We start from the raw sequence: 16,504 nt of genomic DNA, 5'->3' as shown, positions 1-16,504 counted from the left end.
CCCGGCCCTCCCGTGCGAAGGTGTGCCATGCCACTGAGCCACCCCCGCCGCTCGGCGCTGTCCGAGCAGGTCATCGCAGAGCTGCGGAACCAGATCGCCACCGGCGAGTGGCCGGTCGGCTCCCGTATCCCGACCGAGCCGGAGCTGGTCGAGCAGCTCGGTGTCGCCCGCAACACGGTCCGCGAGGCCGTCCGCGCGCTCGCCCACAACGGCCTGCTGGACATCCGCCAGGGCTCCGGGACCTATGTCGTGGCGACCAGCGAGCTGGCGGGCGTGATGCAGCGGCGCTTCGCCGACGCCGACCCGCGGCACATCGCCGAGCTGCGCTCCACACTGGAGTCGGCCGCGGCGACGCTGGCGGCGCGGCGGCGCACCGAGAAGGACCTCAAGCAGCTGGACGCGCTGCTCGTGCGGCGCGAGGAGGCCTGGGAGTCGGGCGACGCGGAGGCCTTCGTGACGGCGGACGCCACCTTCCATCTGGCGGTGGTGGCCGCCTCCCACAACGACGTCATGACCGCCATGTCCGCCGACCTGGGCGAGGTGCTGCGGGACTGGCTGCGCGCCGACGTGGGCGCCGATCTGTCGCCCGAGACGCACATGGACCACTCCCGGCTGGTCGACGCGATCCGCGCGGGCGACGCGGAGGCGGCCGGGCGGGAGGCGGCGAGTTATCCGTTCCTGTGCCGCCCGGGCCGGCTCAGTCCGCCTTCTGGTGGCTGATCCACACCGAGCCGACCTCCTTCCAGCAGCGACCCGTCAGCCGTACGGTCGTCGCGGGACCGTCGTCGACCGGTTCGCCGTCGGTGTCCAGGTCCCACCAGCGGGCGCACTCGATGTGCAGACGCACGCGGTCGGTGCCGACGTACGGGTTGTGGCAGTAGGCCACCACATGGGACCCGCGGACGGAGGTGCGGCACTCCGCCCCGAACGGTGGCACAGCCACCTTCCCGTCGTCGCGCACACGCGCGTGGGGCATCGCCTCGTACGGCAGGGACAGGGCGAGGGCGAGGGCCGTGGTCGCCGAGGCCAGGCTGCGGGGCAGGCGCACAAGGGGACCTCCTCGGCCGGGCTGGGGAGCGGATGCGCGAGGGGAACGCGTACTCCAGAGTGCGCGGTCGCGGCCGGTCCCTGCCCGGCCGGTGGGCCGAACGGGTGAGTCCGGCACGGGCCGAGGCCCCCACCGCGGGGTGGGGGCCTCGGTCGTCGGGCGGATGCGCGGTGATCAGGCGCCGATGGCGTGCAGACCGCCGTCCACGTGGATGATCTCGCCGGTGGTCTTCGGGAACCAGTCGCTCAGCAGGGCGACGATGCCGCGGCCGGCCGGCTCAGGGTCCTTCAGGTCCCACTCCAGCGGGGAGCGGCTGTCCCAGACGGACGCCAGGTCGCTGAAGCCCGGGATGGACTTGGCGGCCATGGAGCCGAGCGGGCCCGCGGAGATGAGGTTGCAGCGGATGTTCTGCTTGCCCAGGTCGCGCGCCATGTACCGGCTGGTCGCCTCCAGGGCGGCCTTGGCCGGGCCCATCCAGTCGTACTGCGGCCAGGCGTACTGGGCGTCGAAGGTGAGGCCGACGACCGAGCCGCCGTTCTGCATCAGCGGCAGGCAGGCCACGGTCAGCGACTTCAGCGAGTACGCCGAGACGTGCATGGCGGTGGCCACGGACTCGAACGGCGTGTTGAGGAAGTTGCCGCCGAGCGCGTCCTGCGGCGCGAAGCCGATGGAGTGCACGACGCCGTCGAGGCCGCCCAGCTCCTCGCCGACGACGTCGGCCAGCCGGCCCAGGTGCTCGTCGTTGGTGACGTCCAGCTCGATGACCTTGGTGGGCTTCGGCAGCTTCTTGGCGACGCGCTCGGTCAGAGTGGGCCGCGGGAACGCGGTCAGGATGATCTCGGCGCCCTGCTCCTGGGCCAGCTTGGCCGCGTGGAAGGCGATGGAGGACTCCGTCAGCACACCGGTGATCAGGATGCGCTTGCCGTCGAGAATTCCGCTCATGGTGATCAGTGACCCATTCCCAGTCCGCCGTCAACGGGAATGACGGCTCCAGTGATGTACGAGGCGTCGTCCGAGGCGAGGAACCGCACCGTCGCGGCGATCTCCTCCACCTGCGCGTAACGCCCGAGCGGGACCTGCGCGACGATGTCCGCGCGCTGCTCGTCGGTGAGCACCCGCGTCATGTCGGTGTCCACGAAGCCGGGTGCGACGACGTTGAAGGTGATGTTGCGCGAGCCCAGCTCGCGGGCGAGGGAGCGCGCGAAGCCGACGAGCCCGGCCTTGGAGGCGGCGTAGTTCGCCTGCCCCGCCGAGCCCAGCAGCCCGACGACCGACGAGATGAGGACGACACGGCCCTTGCGGGCGCGCAGCATGCCCCGGTTGGCGCGCTTGACCACCCGGAAGGTACCGGTCAGGTTGGTGTCGAGTACGGAGGTGAAGTCCTCCTCGGACATGCGCATCAGGAGCTGGTCCCGGGTGACGCCGGCGTTGGCGATCAGCACCTCGACCGGGCCGTGCTCGGCCTCGATCTCCTTGTAGGCCTGCTCCACCTGTTCGGGGTCGGTGATGTCACACTTGACGGCCAGGAAGCCGGACGGCGGCTCGCCCGAGCGGTACGTGATCGCGACCTTGTCGCCGGCGTCGGCGAAAGCGCGGGCGATGGCGAGGCCGATGCCCCGGTTGCCTCCGGTGACGAGAACCGAGCGGCTCAACGGATCACCCTTTCGATAGCGGTCTGACACATCCGCCCGAACACCTGGATGACAGGCGGCTTCGTCGAAAATCTATCGGTAGCGGACCGCCTGCGGGCATTCGGGCACCGACAGTGGCGCGCGCGGGTCACTGTCGGATCCCTACAGAAACGGCGGACGTCACGCAGAAACGTGTGGTCCGCGGGCCCGGTAGCGCGACATCATCGGAGCCGACAGGCCACGACAGCAGGGAGACCTCGGTGCCTCATTCCATCGACGAAGCCTTCACGGCGCTTCCGCTACGGGCCCTCGCCGACGCCGCGCTGGCGCGCGCGCGTGCGCTGGGGGCCGAGCACGCGGACTTCCGGTTCGAGCGGGTGCGCAGCGCGTCCTGGCGGCTGCGGGACGCCAAGCCGGCCGGGTCGTCCGACACCACCGACCTCGGATACGCGGTGCGGGTCGTGCACGGCGGCACGTGGGGCTTCGCGTCGGGGGTCGACCTGACCCTCGACGCCGCCGCCAAGGTCGCCGCGCAGGCCGTGGCGATGGCGAAGCTGTCCGCCGAGGTGATCAGGGCCGCCGGGTCGGAGGAAGTGGTGGAGCTGGCCGACGAGCCGGTGCACGCCGACCGGACATGGATCTCGTCGTACGAGATCGATCCGTTCTCGGTGCCCGACGAGGAGAAGTCGGCGCTGCTGGCCGACTGGAGCGCCCGGCTGCTCGCGGCGGACGGCGTCAACCACGTGGACGCCTCGCTGCTCACCGTGCACGAGAACAAGTTCTACGCCGACACCGCGGGGACGGTGACCACACAGCAGCGGGTGCGGCTACATCCGCAGCTGACCGCGGTGTCGGTCGACGAGTCCAGCGGCGAGTTCGACTCGATGCGCACCCTCGCCCCGCCGGTGGGCCGCGGCTGGGAGTATCTGACCGGCACCGGCTGGGACTGGGACGGCGAGCTGGCCCGGATGCCCGAGCTGCTCGCCGAGAAGATGCGCGCGCCGAGCGTGGAGCCGGGCCCGTACGACCTGGTCGTCGACCCGTCCAACCTGTGGCTGACCATCCACGAGTCCATCGGCCACGCCACCGAGCTGGACCGTGCCCTCGGCTACGAGGCCGCCTACGCGGGCACCTCCTTCGCCACCTTCGACCAGCTGGGCAAGCTCAAGTACGGCTCCGAGCTGATGAACGTCACCGGTGACCGGACCGCCGAGCACGGCCTGGCCACCGTCGGGTACGACGACGAGGGCGTCGCGGCCCAGTCCTGGGACCTGGTGAAGGACGGCACCCTGGTCGGCTACCAGCTGGACCGGCGGATCGCGAGGCTGACCGGCTTCGACCGGTCCAACGGGTGCGCGTTCGCCGACTCGCCCGGACATGTGCCCGTGCAGCGCATGGCCAACGTGTCGCTCCGGCCGGACCCGGCGGGGCTGTCCACGGAGGATCTGATCGGCAGCGTCGACCGCGGGATCTATGTCGTCGGCGACCGGTCCTGGTCGATCGACATGCAGCGCTACAACTTCCAGTTCACCGGGCAGCGCTTCTTCCGGATCGAGAACGGACGGATCGCCGGCCAGTTGCGGGACGTCGCCTACCAGGCCACGACCACCGACTTCTGGGGTTCCATGGCGGCCGTCGGCGGCCCGCAGACGTATGTGCTGGGTGGCGCCTTCAACTGTGGCAAGGCCCAGCCGGGTCAGGTGGCCGCGGTGTCCCACGGCTGCCCCTCCGCCCTCTTCAAGGGCGTCAGCATCCTCAACACGACGCAGGAGGCCGGTCGATGAACGGCGGATTCGGAACCGGCCGGGGGTCCGGGGGTCGCCCCCCGGGAAAGCACAGTCTCAACACGACGCAGGAGGCCGGTCGATGAGTGCCCGTAGCAACAAGCCGCACGAGGTCGTCGAGCAGGCGCTCGCGCTGTCCCGGGCCGACGGCTGTGTGGTGATCGCCGACGAGCACTCGACCGCCAATCTGCGCTGGGCGGGCAACGCGCTGACCACCAACGGTGTGACCCGCGGGCGGACGCTGACCGTGGTCGCCACCGTCGACGGCAAGGAGGGCACGGCCTCCGGGGTGGTCTCCCGCGCGGCCGTGACCGCCGAGGAGCTGGAGCCCCTGGTGCGGGCCGCCGAGGCCGCCGCGCGCGGCGCCGGCCCCGCCGAGGACGCCCAGCCGCTGGTCACGGGGGTGCCTCAGGCGCCGGACTTCACGGACGCGCCCGCCGAGACCTCGTCGGCGGTGTTCGCGGACTTCGCCCCGGCGCTCGGCGAGGCGTTCGCACGCGCGCGTGCGGGCGGCCGGGAACTGTACGGCTTCGCCAACCACGAGCTGGTCTCCACGTATCTGGGCACGTCCACCGGGCTGCGGCTGCGGCACGACCAGCCCACCGGCACGCTGGAGCTGAACGCGAAGTCCCCGGACCGTACCCGCTCGGCGTGGGCGGGGCGCTCGACACGGGACTTCAAGGACGTCGACCCGGGCGCGCTCGACGCCGAGCTGGCCGTCCGCCTCGGCTGGGCCGAGCGACGGGTGGAGCTGCCCGCGGGCCGCTACGAGACGCTGCTGCCGCCGACCGCGGTGGCGGACCTGCTCATCTACCAGCTGTGGTCGGGGTCGGGCCGGGACGCGGCCGAGGGCCGGACGGTGTTCTCCAGGCCGGGCGGCGGCACCCGCCTCGGCGAAAAGCTCACCGAGCTGCCGCTGACCCTGCGCAGCGACCCGGACGAGCCGGGTCTGGAGAGCGCCCCGTTCGTGGTCGCGCACTCCTCCGGGGGCGATCAGTCGGTGTTCGACAACGGGCTGCCGGTGCGCGGCACGGACTGGATCGGCGACGGTGAGCTGAAGCACCTGACGACCACCCGGCACAGCGCGGCCCTGACCGGGCTCCCGGTGGCCCCGGCGATCGGGAACCTGATCCTGGACGGGGGCGAGGACCGCTCGCTGGACGAGATGGTCGCGGACACCGAACGCGGGCTGCTGCTGACCTGCCTCTGGTACATCCGCGAGGTCGACCCGGCGACGCTGCTGCTGACGGGGCTGACCCGGGACGGCGTGTACCTCGTGGAGAACGGGGAGGTGACCGGGCAGGTCAACAACTTCCGGTTCAACGAGTCGCCGGTGGATCTGCTGGGGCGTGCCACCGAGGCCGGGCGGACCGAGAAGACGCTGCCGCGCGAGTGGAGCGACTGGTTCACCCGGGCCGCGATGCCGGCGCTACGCGTCCCCGATTTCAATATGAGTTCGGTCAGCCAGGGCGTATAACCTCGTAGGCGTTCCCGGTCGGCCGTCAGCCGGCCGGCCGAAGATCATCCGAGGAGACACGAGAACCGTGACGGACATCGTCGACGAGCTGAAGTGGCGCGGGCTGTTCGCCCTGTCCACCGACGAGGACGCTTTGCGCAAGGCGCTCGCGGACGGTCCCGTCACGTTCTATTGCGGTTTCGACCCGACCGCGCCGTCGCTGCACGTGGGGCATCTGGTGCAGGTGCTGACCGTGCGCCGGCTCCAGCAGGCCGGGCACCGGCCGCTGGCGCTGGTGGGCGGCGCGACGGGGCTGATCGGTGACCCGCGCCCGACCGCGGAGCGCACGCTGAACGACCCGGAGACGGTGGCCGGCTGGGTGCACCGGCTGCGCGGCCAGATCGAGCCGTTCCTGTCCTTCGAGGGGCAGAACGCGGCGGTCATGGTCAACAACCTGGACTGGACCGAGGGGCTGTCCGCGATCGAGTTCCTGCGGGACATCGGCAAGCACTTCCGGGTCAACAAGATGCTCACGAAGGACTCCGTGGCCCGCCGCCTGGAGTCCGACCAGGGCATCAGCTACACGGAGTTCAGCTACCAGATCCTGCAGGGCATGGACTTCCTGCAGCTCTACCGGAGGTACGGCTGCACGCTCCAGCAGGGCGGCAGCGACCAGTGGGGCAACCTCACGGCCGGTCTCGACCTGATCCACCGGCTGGAGCCGCACGCGAGCGTGCACGCGCTGGCGACGCCGCTGATGACGAAGGCGGACGGCACCAAGTTCGGCAAGACCGAGGGCGGCGCGGTCTGGCTCGACCCGGAGATGACGTCACCGTACGCGTTCTACCAGTTCTGGCTGAACGTGGACGACCGGGACATCTCCCCGTACCTGCGGATCCTGTCCTTCAAGTCCCGTGCGGAGCTTGAGGAGTTGGAGCGGCAGACCGAGGAGCGTCCGCAGGCCAGGGCGGCGCAGCGCGCGCTGGCCGAGGAACTGACGACGCTGGTGCACGGCGCCGACCAGACGGAGGCGGTGATCGCCGCGTCCAGGGCGCTGTTCGGCCAGGGCGAGCTGGACCGGCTCGACGAGCGGACGCTGACGGCTGCCCTGTCGGAGGTGCCGCACGTCCGGGTCGCCGAGCTGGGACAGGTGACCGACCTGTTCGCCGAGGTCGGCCTGGTGCCCAGCAAGTCGGCCGCGCGGCGGACGGTCAAGGAGGGCGGCGCCTACGTGAACAACGTGAAGGTCACCGCCGAGGACGCGGTCCCCGCCACGGAGGACCTGCTGCACGGCCGCTGGCTGGTGCTGCGCCGGGGCAAGAAGAACCTGGCGGCGGTGGAGGTGACGGCCGGCTGAGCCGAGACCGCACAGCGACGAGGGGCGGCCCCGCGCCAGGGGCCGCCCCTCGTCGTGTCCGCCGTCGGTCTCAGACCCGCCGCTCCTGCTTCCTCCTGCCCCGCACCGCCATGTACGCCATGTCCCCGAGAAGGACGATGATGATCGCGGCGATCAGCTGGAAGAGGTGCCGGGTCCAGTCGACGCCCGGGGTCGAGGCGACGCCGGCGGCGCGGGCGACCGCGTTGCCCACGATGGCGCCGAGCATGCCGAAGATGGTGGTCAGCCAGAGCGGGCTGTGCTGCTTGCCCGGGATGACCGCCTTGGCGATCACACCCAGCACGAACCCCACGATGATCGCCCACAACCAGCCCATGGCTGCCTCCTCGTCGGCTCGACGTGAGCATTACGCCCAGTCTCGGACGGACCGCCGAACGGCGCACGTCGGGTACGGCCGTGTGGGGTACGCGCGCTACGCGATACGGCGCACATCGTTCGCCCGGGCGGGAGGCGACCCGGTCTCGAAGGCGGCGCAGGGACGGCGTAACGTGGATGCTGTCCTGGTCCGGTGCCCCGCACCGGGTGCGGGGCCGGGTACGGGCCGGGGAGAGTCCCGAAGCGGGCGGATGGTGGATTGTGATGCGGAAGCAGCACGGTGGCGGCAACGTCCAGGTGTTCCGGATCACCGGGGCCCGGACGGGCCTGGCCGAAGATGTGCGCGGGCGGCAGCGCCGGTATGTCATCTCGATGTCCATCCGTACCGTCTCGGTGATCCTCGCGGTCTCGCTGTGGAACGTCGAACGGCCCGTCGCCATCGTGGCGTTGGTGCTCGGGGCGGCTCTGCCCTATGTCGCGGTGGTGATCGCCAACGCGGGCCGGGAGCGGCCGCCGTCGCTGCCGTCGACCTTCGTGACCAAGCCGATGCGGCCGATGATCACGCCGTCGCGCTCGCCGGACGACCGGACGGAACCCGATCCGGAGCGCACGCGGGCCGATCCGCCGACGGGGGTGGGCGGTGAGCGGACCGACCCGGCATGACCTCCGCGGATGGCGGGAAGCGTGCGTCCGGCGCACGGCCGACGCAGAAATGCTCAGATCAATCATGTTGTTCCGGTGCCGGGCGCACGGTCACCCGTGACATACTTCCTACGCGCTCCGCATCCCCCGTCGGAGCGACGGACCGACGCCGGGCAGCTCCCCCCGTGGCTGCTCGGCGTCGCCTTGTGTGCGGGGCCTTTGTGGGACGAACCGGTGAGTGACGCTATCTGTTCAGCCAAGGGGTGCCGGGCGGCCGCCGCATGGGTGCTGGCCTGGAACAACCCGAAGATCCATACGCCCGAGCGGCGCAAGACATGGGTGGCCTGCGAGGAGCACCGGGAGCATCTGTCGCAGTTCCTCGGGGTGCGGGGGTTCCTGAAGGACGTCGTGCCGCTGCGGGAGTGGGAGGAGCGCTGAGCGCTCCACCGGGAGAGCCGTGACGGGCCGCCGCTCGTCCGCGGCGGCGTCGTGGCCGGTCGCGCCCCGGGCGGACGCCTCAGCCGCCGATCGCCGACATGGGCCGCTCCGGCTGGAGGAACGACGGGTCGTCCAGACCGGAACCGGCCTTCTTGCCCCACATCGCGAGCCGCCAGATACGGGCGATCTCCTCGTCGGGCGCACCGGAGCGGAGCGCACCGCGCAGGTCGGTCTCCTCCCGGGCGAACAGGCAGGTGCGTATCTGGCCGTCCGCGGTCAGCCGGGTGCGGTCGCAGGCCGCGCAGAACGGGCGGGTGACGGAGGCGATGACGCCGACGCGCTGCGGGCCGCCGTTCACCAGCCAGCGTTCGGCCGGGGCCGAGCCGCGCTCCCCTGCGGCCTCCGGGGCCAGCTCGAAGCGGGTGCGCAGGGCGGCCAGGATGTCGCCGGCCGTGACCATGCCCTCGCGCTTCCAGCCGTGCTGGGCGTCCAGGGGCATCTGCTCGATGAAGCGCAGTTCGTAGTCGTGCTCCAGCGCCCAGGCGAGGAGGTCCGGGGCCTCGTCCTCGTTCAGTCCCGGCATCAGGACGGTGTTGACCTTGACCGGGGTGAGGTCCGCGGCCCGGGCGGCGTCGAGGCCGTCCAGGACGTCCTGATGGCGGTTGCGACGGGTGAGGGCCTTGAAGACGTCCGGGCGGAGCGTGTCGAGGGAGACATTGACCCGGTCGAGGCCGGCCGCCTTGAGGGCCGCGGCGGTGCGCTTCAGGCCGATGCCGTTGGTGGTGAGGGACAGCCGGGGGCGCGGGTGCAGGGCCGCGGCCCGCTCCACGATGCCGACCAGGCCGGGGCGCAGCAGGGGCTCACCGCCGGTGAAGCGGACCTCGCGGATGCCGAGTGAGGTGACCGCGACATCGATCAGACGGACGATCTCGTCGTCGGTGAGCAGGTCGGGCTTGCCCAGCCACTGCAGGCCCTCCTCGGGCATGCAGTAGGTGCACCGCAGATTGCACCGGTCGGTCAGCGAGACCCTCAGGTCGGTGGCCACCCGGCCGTAGGTGTCGATGAGCACGTGGGCCCCCTCCCTCGTCCCTGAGACGCTTTTTTCCTCGGTTGTCTTCCGTCACCTGCGAGCCTACGTGACGGCGCCGACATCGGCCGAAGGCCGGTCCCGCCGGACCGCGCGGACGGCCGCGGCGCAGATCGCTGCGCCGCGGCCGTCCGTGCCGGTCGTTCAGTGGGCTCCGGTGCCGGTCAGGGACCGTACCTCCAGTTCCGCGTACTTGCCGGCGTCCGGTGTCTCCTTCGACAGGAGCGTGCCGACGACGCCCAGCAGGAAGCCGACCGGGATGGAGATGATGCCCGGGTTCTCCAGCGGGAACCAGTGGAAGTCGACGTCGGGGAACATCGACGTCTCCTTGCCGGAGACCACCGGTGAGAACAGCACCAGGCCGACCGCGGTGATCAGGCCGCCGTAGATCGACCACAGCGCGCCGCTGGTGGTGAACCGCTTCCAGAACAGGCTGTAGAGGATCGTCGGCAGGTTCGCGGAGGCGGCGACCGCGAAGGCGAGGGCCACCAGACCGGCGACGTTCAGGTCGCGGGCGAGGGCGCCCAGCACGATGGAGACGGCGCCGATGCCGACCGTGGCCCAGCGCGCCGCGCGCAGTTCCTGCTTCTCGGTGGCCTGGCCCTTCTTGATGACGTTGGCGTAGATGTCGTGGGCGAAGGAGGAGGACGAGGCCAGTGTCAGTCCGGCGACCACCGCGAGGATCGTGGCGAAGGCGACCGCGGAGATGGTGGCGAGCAGGATGGCGCCCCAGTTGGAGTCCACTCCGCCGAGGTGCAGGGCGAGCAGGGGCGCGGCCGTGTTGCCCGCCTTGTTGGAGGCGATGATCTCGTCCGGTTTGATCAGCGCGGCGGCGCCGAAGCCGAGGGCGAGGGTCATCAGGTAGAAGGCTCCGATCAGGCCGATCGCCCAGATCACCGATTTACGGGCGGCCTTGGCGGTGGGCACCGTGTAGAAGCGGATCAGGATGTGCGGCAGGCCGGCGGTGCCCAGGACCAGGGCGATGCCGAGCGAGATGAAGTCCAGCTTGGTGGTGCCCGTCGCGCCGTACTTGAGGCCGGGTTCCAGGAAGGCGCTGCCCTTGGCGCTGTTGTCGGCGGCCGAGCCCAGCAGGTCGGAGATGTTGAAGTCGAACTTCAGCAGGACGAGGAAGGTCAGCAGCAGGGCGCCCAGGATGAGCAGCACGGCCTTGACCATCTGCACCCAGGTGGTGCCCTTCATGCCGCCGATCGTGACGTAGACGATCATCAGGACGCCGACCAGGGCGACGATGCCGATCTTGCCGCCGTCGCTGGTGATGCCGAGCAGCAGGGAGACGAGGACACCCGCGCCGGCCATCTGGGCCAGCAGGTAGAAGATCGACACGACGATCGTGGAGGTGCCTGCCGCGGTGCGGACGGGGCGCTGGCGCATCCGGTAGGCGAGCACGTCGCCCATGGTGTAGCGGCCGGAGTTGCGCAGCGGCTCGGCGACCAGGAGCAGCGCGACGAGCCAGGCGACCAGGAAGCCGATGGAGTACAGGAAGCCGTCGTAGCCGAACAGGGCGATGGCGCCCGCGATGCCGAGGAAGGACGCCGCGGACATGTAGTCGCCGGAGACGGCGAGGCCGTTCTGGAAGCCGGTGAACTGCCGTCCGCCCGCGTAGAAGTCGCTGGCGTCCTTGGTCTGCCGGCCCGCCCAGACGGTGATGACGAGGGTCGCGGCGACGAACACCGCGAACAGGGTGATGATCAGCGTCCGGTGCTCGCTGGCCTCGCCTGCGGCCAGGGTGATCGCGGGGCTCATGCGCCGCCCTCCGTCCGGGACTTGATCGCCTCGGCCTTGGGGTCCAGCTTCGCGGCGGCGTGCCGCGCGTACCACCAGGCGATGAGGAACGTGGTGAGGAACTGGGCGAGGCCGAGGACGAGGGCCACGTTGATGTTGCCGAACACTTGGGTGCCCATGAAGCCGCCCGCGTAGTTGGACAGCAGCACGTACAGCAGGTACCAGGCGATGAACGCGACGGTCAGCGGAAACGCGAAGGAGCGGTAGGAGCGGCGCAGTTCACCGAACTCCGCGCTCTCCTGCACCGCGACGAACTCCTCGGTGGAGGGGAGTCGGTGATGGGGTTCAGAGTGGGGCGGTGTCTCGGTAGCCACGGAGTCTCCTCGGGTTGCGGGTGGATCGCGGACGGGGGCTCGATCGTGCTCGTGCTCCCTGTCGAAGGTCCACGGCGCCACGCGAGGGCAGGTTCAAGTCCTATGAGTTCTTTCCGAAGTCGTCCCCCCAAGTCATTGCTGGCCAGCGAGGCAGGGAGATAGTTTCGCCGTGCACCACCCGTCATGTACCTGCCCGAGCAGCACCTGTGTCTCGGGCGGTTTCGTTTTCGGATGATGTGGAGACCCCATGTTTCATCTGCGTTCCAGACGCCGGCTCGGCCTCGCCGTGCCGGTCGTGCTGTCGTTAACCGCCTCGCTGGGCTTCCTGCCGTCGGCGGCGTCGGCGGCTCCCGCGGCGGCGTCGACGGCCCCAGCGGCGGACGGTCCTTCGCTGGCCTACGTCGTCAACACCGCGACCGGCCATCGCACCGTCGCGTCGGTGCGGAAGGCGGTGACCGCGAACGGCGGCAGCATCGTCGCGACGTACGACAGGATCGGCGTGCTCGTCGTCCACTCGTCGAACCCCGACTTCGGCCGGAAGATGCGCGCCGTGCGCGGGGTGCAGTCGGCGGGCGCCACCCGCACCGCGCCGCTCGGCGCCGCGGGCACCACGGACGAGGGCGCGGTGCAGGTCCTGTCGAAGGCGCAGGCAGCGAAGCTCGCGCAGCGTTCGGCCTCGGGCCAGGAGCCCCTGGAGGCCGACCAGTGGGACCTGCGGGCGATCGGCGCCGACAAGGCCGCGCGGATCAACCCGGGCAGCAGGTCGGTGACCGTGGGCGTCATCGACACGGGCGTCGACGACACGCACCCGGACATCGCCCCCAACTTCTCGGCCGCCCAGTCCGCGAACTGCGTGAGCGGCAAGGCGGACACGACGTACGGCGCCTGGCGGCCGGTGGACGCGGACCACTACCACGGCACGCACGTGGCGGGCGAGATAGCCGCGGCCCGCAACGGAACGGGCGTCGCGGGCGTCGCGCCCGGCGTGAAGGTCGCGAGCATCACCGTCGCGCAGCCCGACTCGACGCAGTTGTTCTACCCGGAGAGCGTCGTCTGCGCCTTCGTCTTCGCCGCCGACCACGGCGTGGAGATCACCAACAACAGCTACTACGTTGATCCGTGGCTGTACAACTGCATGGACGACCCCGATCAACGTGCCATCGTCGACGCGGTCAACAGGGCCCAGCTGTATGCACAGCGCAAGGGGACGCTCAACGTCGCCTCGGCCGGCAACTCCAACGACGACCTGGACGTGCGCGCCCTCGTCGACGAGTCAAGCCCCGACGACTCGACCCCGGTGACCCGCACCGTCGACCCGCACAAGTGCTTCGACGTGCCGACCCAGCTGCCGGGCGTGGTCACCGTCAGCGCGACCGGCGTCAAGGGCGCCAAGTCGTACTACTCCAGCTACGGCAAGGGCGTCGTCGACGTGGCCGGCCCGGGCGGCGACCGGTACCAGATCCCGGACACGCCGTCGCAGAACGGCCGCATCCTCTCCACGCTGCCGAACGGACAGTACGGCTTCCTCCAGGGCACCTCGATGGCCTCCCCGCACGTGGCCGCGGTGGCGGCGCTGCTGAAGTCCACGCACCCGCGCGCGACCCCGGCCCGGCTTCAGACGCTGCTCAAGGCCCAGGCGGACAACCCCGGGTGCCCGACGGACCCGTACGACGGGGACGGCGACGGCGTCGTGGACGCGACCTGCGTCGGCGGCAAGCGCGTCAACGGCTTCTACGGGTCCGGCATCGTCAACGCGCTCCGCGCGGTGCGCTGACGCCCGCTCTCTCTGCGCCCCACGTCGCAGTCTCCCCCCACGCCAGGAATCCCGCACGGCATGCACGGCATGCTCTTACAGCGAACGAACTGGAGACACAGACACATGACCGCGTCTCAGCCGCGCCACCTCCGCGCCCTGTCGATCCCGGTCGGGATGGCCATGGCCACGGCCCTCGCGTTCCTGCCGAACGTCACCGCGTCCGCCGCGGACGCCACCACCACCGCCGCGACCACCGCCACGGCACCCGCCTCCGGGGACGCGACCTCGCTCAGCTACGTCGTCAACGTCCGCCCCGGTCACGGCACTTCGAAGCAGGTGCAGAAGGCCATCGGCCGGGCCGGCGGCACGGTCGTGACCTCGTACGACCGGATCGGCGTGATCGTCGTCCACTCGTCGAACCCGGACTTCGCCAAGACCGTCCGCACGGTGCGCGGCGTCGAGTCGGCCGGTGCCACCCGCAACGCGCCGCTGCCCGCGCAGTCGACCACGGACGTCGGCACCCCGAAGGCGCTCAGCGCCGAGCAGGTCGCCGCGGCGCAGGCGGCGGACGGACAGGACCCGTTGGAACCCCTGCAGTGGGACCTGCCCGCCATCAAGGCGGACAAGGCGCACGAGAAGACCCTCGGCAGCCCGAAGGTGACCGTCGCCGTCATCGACACCGGCGTGGACGACACCCACCCCGACATCGCGCCCAACTTCGACCGGAAGGCCTCCGTCAACTGTGTGACGGGCAAGCCGGACACGGCCGACGGCGCCTGGCGGCCCGCCGCGTCCGAGAGCCCGCACGGCACGCACGTGGCCGGCGAGATCGCGGGCGCCAAGAACGGCGTGGGCATGACGGGCGTGGCGCCGGGTGTCAAGGTGGCCGGCATCAAGGTCTCCAACCCGGACGGCTTCTTCTACACGGAGGCCGTGGTCTGCGGCTTCGTGTGGGCGGCCGAGCACGGCGTCGACGTGACCAACAACAGCTATTACACCGACCCGTGGTACTTCAACTGCAAGAACGACCCCGACCAGAAGGCGCTGGTCGAGGCCGTCACCCGGGCCTCCCGGTACGCCGAGAAGAAGGGCGCGGTCAACGTCGCCGCGGCGGGCAACGAGAACTACGACCTCGCGGCCGACTCGATCACCGACCCGGTCTCGCCCAACGACGGCACCCCGTCCGACCGGGTGATCGACCCGTCGAAGTGCTACGACATACCGACCCAGTTGCCGGGTGTGGTGACCGTCGCGGCCACCGGCGCGAAGGGCATCAAGTCGTCCTTCTCCAACCACGGCCTCGGCGTCATCGACATCGCCGCGCCCGGCGGCGACTCGACCGCCTACCAGACGCCGCAGCCACCGGCGACCAGCGGTCTGATCCTCGGCCCGCTGCCCGGCGGCAAGTGGGGCTACATGGCCGGCACCTCGATGGCCAGCCCGCACGTCGCCGGCGTCGCCGCATTGATCAAGTCCACCCACCCGCACGCCTCGCCGGCCCTCGTCAAGGCACTGCTGTACGCGGGCGCCACGGCCACGCCGTGCACCGACCCGTACGACATCGACGGCGATGGCAAGATCGACGCGGTGTGCGAGGGCTCGAAGAACCACAACGGCTTCTACGGCTGGGGCACGGCGAACGCCCTGGCGGCCGTGACCAGGTAACACCGGACACGGGCGGGCGGCGACCAGGACACCCGTCCGGGCCGCCCGCCTGTTCCCCTGCCCAGTCCCGTCGGGGGGCCGCGGGCGGGCCGGGCGCGCCGAACGGTCGGCGGTGGACGTGTGGTTGCCTTCCTCGGCTTGCTGCCGTTCGTGGCGGCTGGCGAAGATCCGGGGGTGACCTTGATACGACCGACCGCCGTGCTGGCCCTGGTGGCGCTGGCCGCTCTGATACCCCTGCTCGGGCCGTCCGCCGCCCTGCACGGCACCGGGGAGGCCGCCGCCCCGGGCGTCGGCGGCATAGCCCTGCTGCGCACGGTGCTGTTCGCGGCGCCGTGCGTACCGCTGGGCGAGCTGTTCGTGAACCGGCTGGCCCGTGGGCTGCCCGGCGCGCCGTCCGGCACGCCCCGCAGTTGGGCGCCGTACGCGGCCGGCGCCGGTTTCCTCGCCGCGCTGGGCCTCGCCTCGGTCGTGGCGACCGGCAACCTGGTGCCCCACGACCCCTCCCAGATCGACATCGGCGGCCTCTACGGCACCCGTGACGGGGCGCTCGCCCTCCTGGAGGTCAACGCGTTCATCCTGGCCGGACTGTGCGCGCTCGGCCGCAGGCCCGGCCTCCAGCTCTGGCCGGCGGCCGCGGTCGTCTGCGCGGAGGCGCTGCGCGCCCACCCCACGACCGAGCACAGCCCGCTGATCGGTACGGGACTGACCCTCGTGCACCTGACGTGCGCGGCGCTGTGGACCGGCGGCCTGCTGCACGCGCTGCGGACGGTGCGGCTGTGGCGCCGGGCCGGCGCCGGCCCGGCGGGCGCCGGACTGCTGGGGCTCTACGCGCGCGTGGCCGCCGTGCTCCTCGCGGTGATCACCGCCACGGGCCTGTGCAGCACCCTGCGCCGGATGCCCGCGGACACGGTGCTGCACCAGCTGACGGACACGGCCTACGGGCGCACCCTGCTGGCCAAGGTGATCCTGGTGGCCGCCGTCGCCCTGCTCGCCCTGTGGGCGCGGATCCGGCTGCGCCGTGCGCCCGACCCGCTGACCGCGTCCGTACCCGCGCGGGGCGAGGTGATCGTCCTCGGGGTGGTGGTCGCGGTGTCGGGGCTGCTGACCGCGCTGCCCCTGCCGATCCGCTGGTGACCTGATCCGAAGGAGACCCGGGACTCCCACGGCGC

The 16,504-nt window shown here is 71.3% G+C and carries 16 protein-coding genes; 9 read left to right on the top strand and 7 right to left on the bottom strand.

Going from position 1 to position 16,504, the window contains the following annotated elements; all coding sequences use genetic code 11:
- The first annotated feature begins 27 nt into the window (after positions 1 to 27).
- On the top strand, positions 28 to 720 hold the full coding sequence (locus tag ACFYTE_RS31320) for a FadR/GntR family transcriptional regulator (RefSeq protein WP_388717770.1): 693 nt from the start codon (positions 28 to 30) through the stop codon (positions 718 to 720).
- Here ACFYTE_RS31320 and ACFYTE_RS31315 read toward each other — a convergent pair.
- The 3 genes from ACFYTE_RS31315 to fabG form a co-directional block, all read right to left on the bottom strand.
- The gene (locus ACFYTE_RS31315; protein WP_388717768.1) at positions 698 to 1,048 is read right to left on the bottom strand and encodes a hypothetical protein; all 351 of its coding nucleotides are present in this window, start codon (positions 1,046 to 1,048) and stop codon (positions 698 to 700) included. The two genes, ACFYTE_RS31320 and ACFYTE_RS31315, sit on opposite strands and share 23 nt — an antisense overlap.
- Before the next feature lie 174 nt (positions 1,049 to 1,222).
- Positions 1,223 to 1,990 carry an enoyl-ACP reductase FabI gene (fabI, locus tag ACFYTE_RS31310; RefSeq protein ID WP_388717766.1) on the bottom strand — a complete coding sequence of 256 codons (768 nt, stop codon included), beginning with the start codon at positions 1,988 to 1,990 and terminating at the stop codon, positions 1,223 to 1,225.
- A gap of 5 nt (positions 1,991 to 1,995) precedes the next feature.
- Complete coding sequence (gene fabG / locus ACFYTE_RS31305) at positions 1,996 to 2,700, bottom strand: 3-oxoacyl-[acyl-carrier-protein] reductase (RefSeq protein ID WP_388717763.1); 705 nt, start codon at positions 2,698 to 2,700, stop codon at positions 1,996 to 1,998.
- A gap of 239 nt (positions 2,701 to 2,939) precedes the next feature.
- On the opposite strand from fabG, the gene ACFYTE_RS31300 reads away from it, so the two are divergent.
- The 3 genes from ACFYTE_RS31300 (at position 2,940) to tyrS (ending at position 7,276) form a co-directional block, all read left to right on the top strand.
- The gene (locus ACFYTE_RS31300; protein ID WP_388717760.1) at positions 2,940 to 4,463 is read left to right on the top strand and encodes a TldD/PmbA family protein; all 1,524 of its coding nucleotides are present in this window, start codon (positions 2,940 to 2,942) and stop codon (positions 4,461 to 4,463) included.
- An 82-nt stretch (positions 4,464 to 4,545) separates the two neighbouring features.
- Positions 4,546 to 5,940 (top strand): metallopeptidase TldD-related protein, encoded by a 1,395-nt coding sequence (locus ACFYTE_RS31295; protein ID WP_388717757.1) that lies wholly within the window; start codon positions 4,546 to 4,548, stop codon positions 5,938 to 5,940.
- 67 nt (positions 5,941 to 6,007) lie between these two features.
- A complete protein-coding gene (gene tyrS, locus ACFYTE_RS31290; protein WP_388717754.1) occupies positions 6,008 to 7,276 on the top strand; it encodes a tyrosine--tRNA ligase in 1,269 nt (422 codons plus the stop codon).
- 70 nt (positions 7,277 to 7,346) lie between these two features.
- On the opposite strand, the gene ACFYTE_RS31285 is transcribed toward tyrS, so the two are convergent.
- On the bottom strand, positions 7,347 to 7,631 hold the full coding sequence (locus ACFYTE_RS31285; RefSeq protein ID WP_388717751.1) for a GlsB/YeaQ/YmgE family stress response membrane protein: 285 nt from the start codon (positions 7,629 to 7,631) through the stop codon (positions 7,347 to 7,349).
- A gap of 263 nt (positions 7,632 to 7,894) precedes the next feature.
- Here ACFYTE_RS31285 and ACFYTE_RS31280 point away from each other — a divergent pair, with 263 nt between their 5' ends.
- Both ACFYTE_RS31280 and ACFYTE_RS31275 read left to right on the top strand, forming a co-directional pair.
- Positions 7,895 to 8,293, top strand: coding sequence for a DUF3099 domain-containing protein (locus tag ACFYTE_RS31280; protein ID WP_388717748.1), 399 nt, complete (start codon positions 7,895 to 7,897; stop codon positions 8,291 to 8,293).
- Between the two features lie 213 nt (positions 8,294 to 8,506).
- Positions 8,507 to 8,710: a hypothetical protein gene (locus ACFYTE_RS31275; protein ID WP_351736652.1), complete on the top strand. Its 204-nt coding sequence runs from the start codon at positions 8,507 to 8,509 to the stop codon at positions 8,708 to 8,710.
- 79 nt (positions 8,711 to 8,789) lie between these two features.
- Here the strand turns inward: ACFYTE_RS31275 and moaA are convergent, their stop codons facing one another.
- The 3 genes from moaA to ACFYTE_RS31260 all read right to left on the bottom strand — a co-directional run bounded on the left by moaA (position 8,790) and on the right by ACFYTE_RS31260 (position 11,914).
- Complete coding sequence (gene moaA, locus ACFYTE_RS31270; protein ID WP_388717744.1) at positions 8,790 to 9,779, bottom strand: GTP 3',8-cyclase MoaA; 990 nt, start codon at positions 9,777 to 9,779, stop codon at positions 8,790 to 8,792.
- Between the two features lie 162 nt (positions 9,780 to 9,941).
- The gene (locus ACFYTE_RS31265; RefSeq protein ID WP_388717741.1) at positions 9,942 to 11,561 is read right to left on the bottom strand and encodes a cation acetate symporter; all 1,620 of its coding nucleotides are present in this window, start codon (positions 11,559 to 11,561) and stop codon (positions 9,942 to 9,944) included.
- A complete protein-coding gene (locus ACFYTE_RS31260) occupies positions 11,558 to 11,914 on the bottom strand; it encodes a DUF485 domain-containing protein (RefSeq protein WP_388717738.1) in 357 nt (118 codons plus the stop codon). Before ACFYTE_RS31260 ends, ACFYTE_RS31265 begins: the two co-directional genes overlap by 4 nt.
- Before the next feature lie 247 nt (positions 11,915 to 12,161).
- On the opposite strand from ACFYTE_RS31260, the gene ACFYTE_RS31255 reads away from it, so the two are divergent.
- From ACFYTE_RS31255 to ACFYTE_RS31245, 3 genes are all read left to right on the top strand, one after another.
- A complete protein-coding gene (locus ACFYTE_RS31255) occupies positions 12,162 to 13,688 on the top strand; it encodes a S8 family serine peptidase (RefSeq protein ID WP_388717736.1) in 1,527 nt (508 codons plus the stop codon).
- A gap of 105 nt (positions 13,689 to 13,793) precedes the next feature.
- Positions 13,794 to 15,335: a S8 family serine peptidase gene (locus ACFYTE_RS31250; RefSeq protein WP_388717733.1), complete on the top strand. Its 1,542-nt coding sequence runs from the start codon at positions 13,794 to 13,796 to the stop codon at positions 15,333 to 15,335.
- 174 nt (positions 15,336 to 15,509) lie between these two features.
- Positions 15,510 to 16,469, top strand: a complete 960-nt coding sequence (locus ACFYTE_RS31245) for a CopD family protein (RefSeq protein ID WP_388717730.1) — start codon at positions 15,510 to 15,512, stop codon at positions 16,467 to 16,469.
- Positions 16,470 to 16,504 lie beyond the last annotated feature (35 nt).

The sequence above is a fragment of the Streptomyces sp. NPDC004629 genome, from assembly GCF_042873595.1.
Taxonomy (GTDB): domain Bacteria; phylum Actinomycetota; class Actinomycetes; order Streptomycetales; family Streptomycetaceae; genus Streptomyces.
This window is presented reverse-complemented; position numbering and strand designations above follow the sequence as displayed.

What these genes read in the sequence shown, in the direction of transcription:
- ACFYTE_RS31320 (WP_388717770.1), top strand. Translation starts at nt 28, where the DNA reads ATGCCACTGAGCCACCCCCGCCGCTCGGCGCTGTCCGAGCAGGTCATC.
- fabI (WP_388717766.1), bottom strand. Translation starts at nt 1,990, where the DNA reads ATGAGCGGAATTCTCGACGGCAAGCGCATCCTGATCACCGGTGTGCTG.
- ACFYTE_RS31295 (WP_388717757.1), top strand. Translation starts at nt 4,546, where the DNA reads ATGAGTGCCCGTAGCAACAAGCCGCACGAGGTCGTCGAGCAGGCGCTC.
- ACFYTE_RS31285 (WP_388717751.1), bottom strand. Translation starts at nt 7,631, where the DNA reads ATGGGCTGGTTGTGGGCGATCATCGTGGGGTTCGTGCTGGGTGTGATC.
- ACFYTE_RS31280 (WP_388717748.1), top strand. Translation starts at nt 7,895, where the DNA reads ATGCGGAAGCAGCACGGTGGCGGCAACGTCCAGGTGTTCCGGATCACC.
- ACFYTE_RS31265 (WP_388717741.1), bottom strand. Translation starts at nt 11,561, where the DNA reads ATGAGCCCCGCGATCACCCTGGCCGCAGGCGAGGCCAGCGAGCACCGG.
- ACFYTE_RS31255 (WP_388717736.1), top strand. Translation starts at nt 12,162, where the DNA reads ATGTTTCATCTGCGTTCCAGACGCCGGCTCGGCCTCGCCGTGCCGGTC.
- ACFYTE_RS31250 (WP_388717733.1), top strand. Translation starts at nt 13,794, where the DNA reads ATGACCGCGTCTCAGCCGCGCCACCTCCGCGCCCTGTCGATCCCGGTC.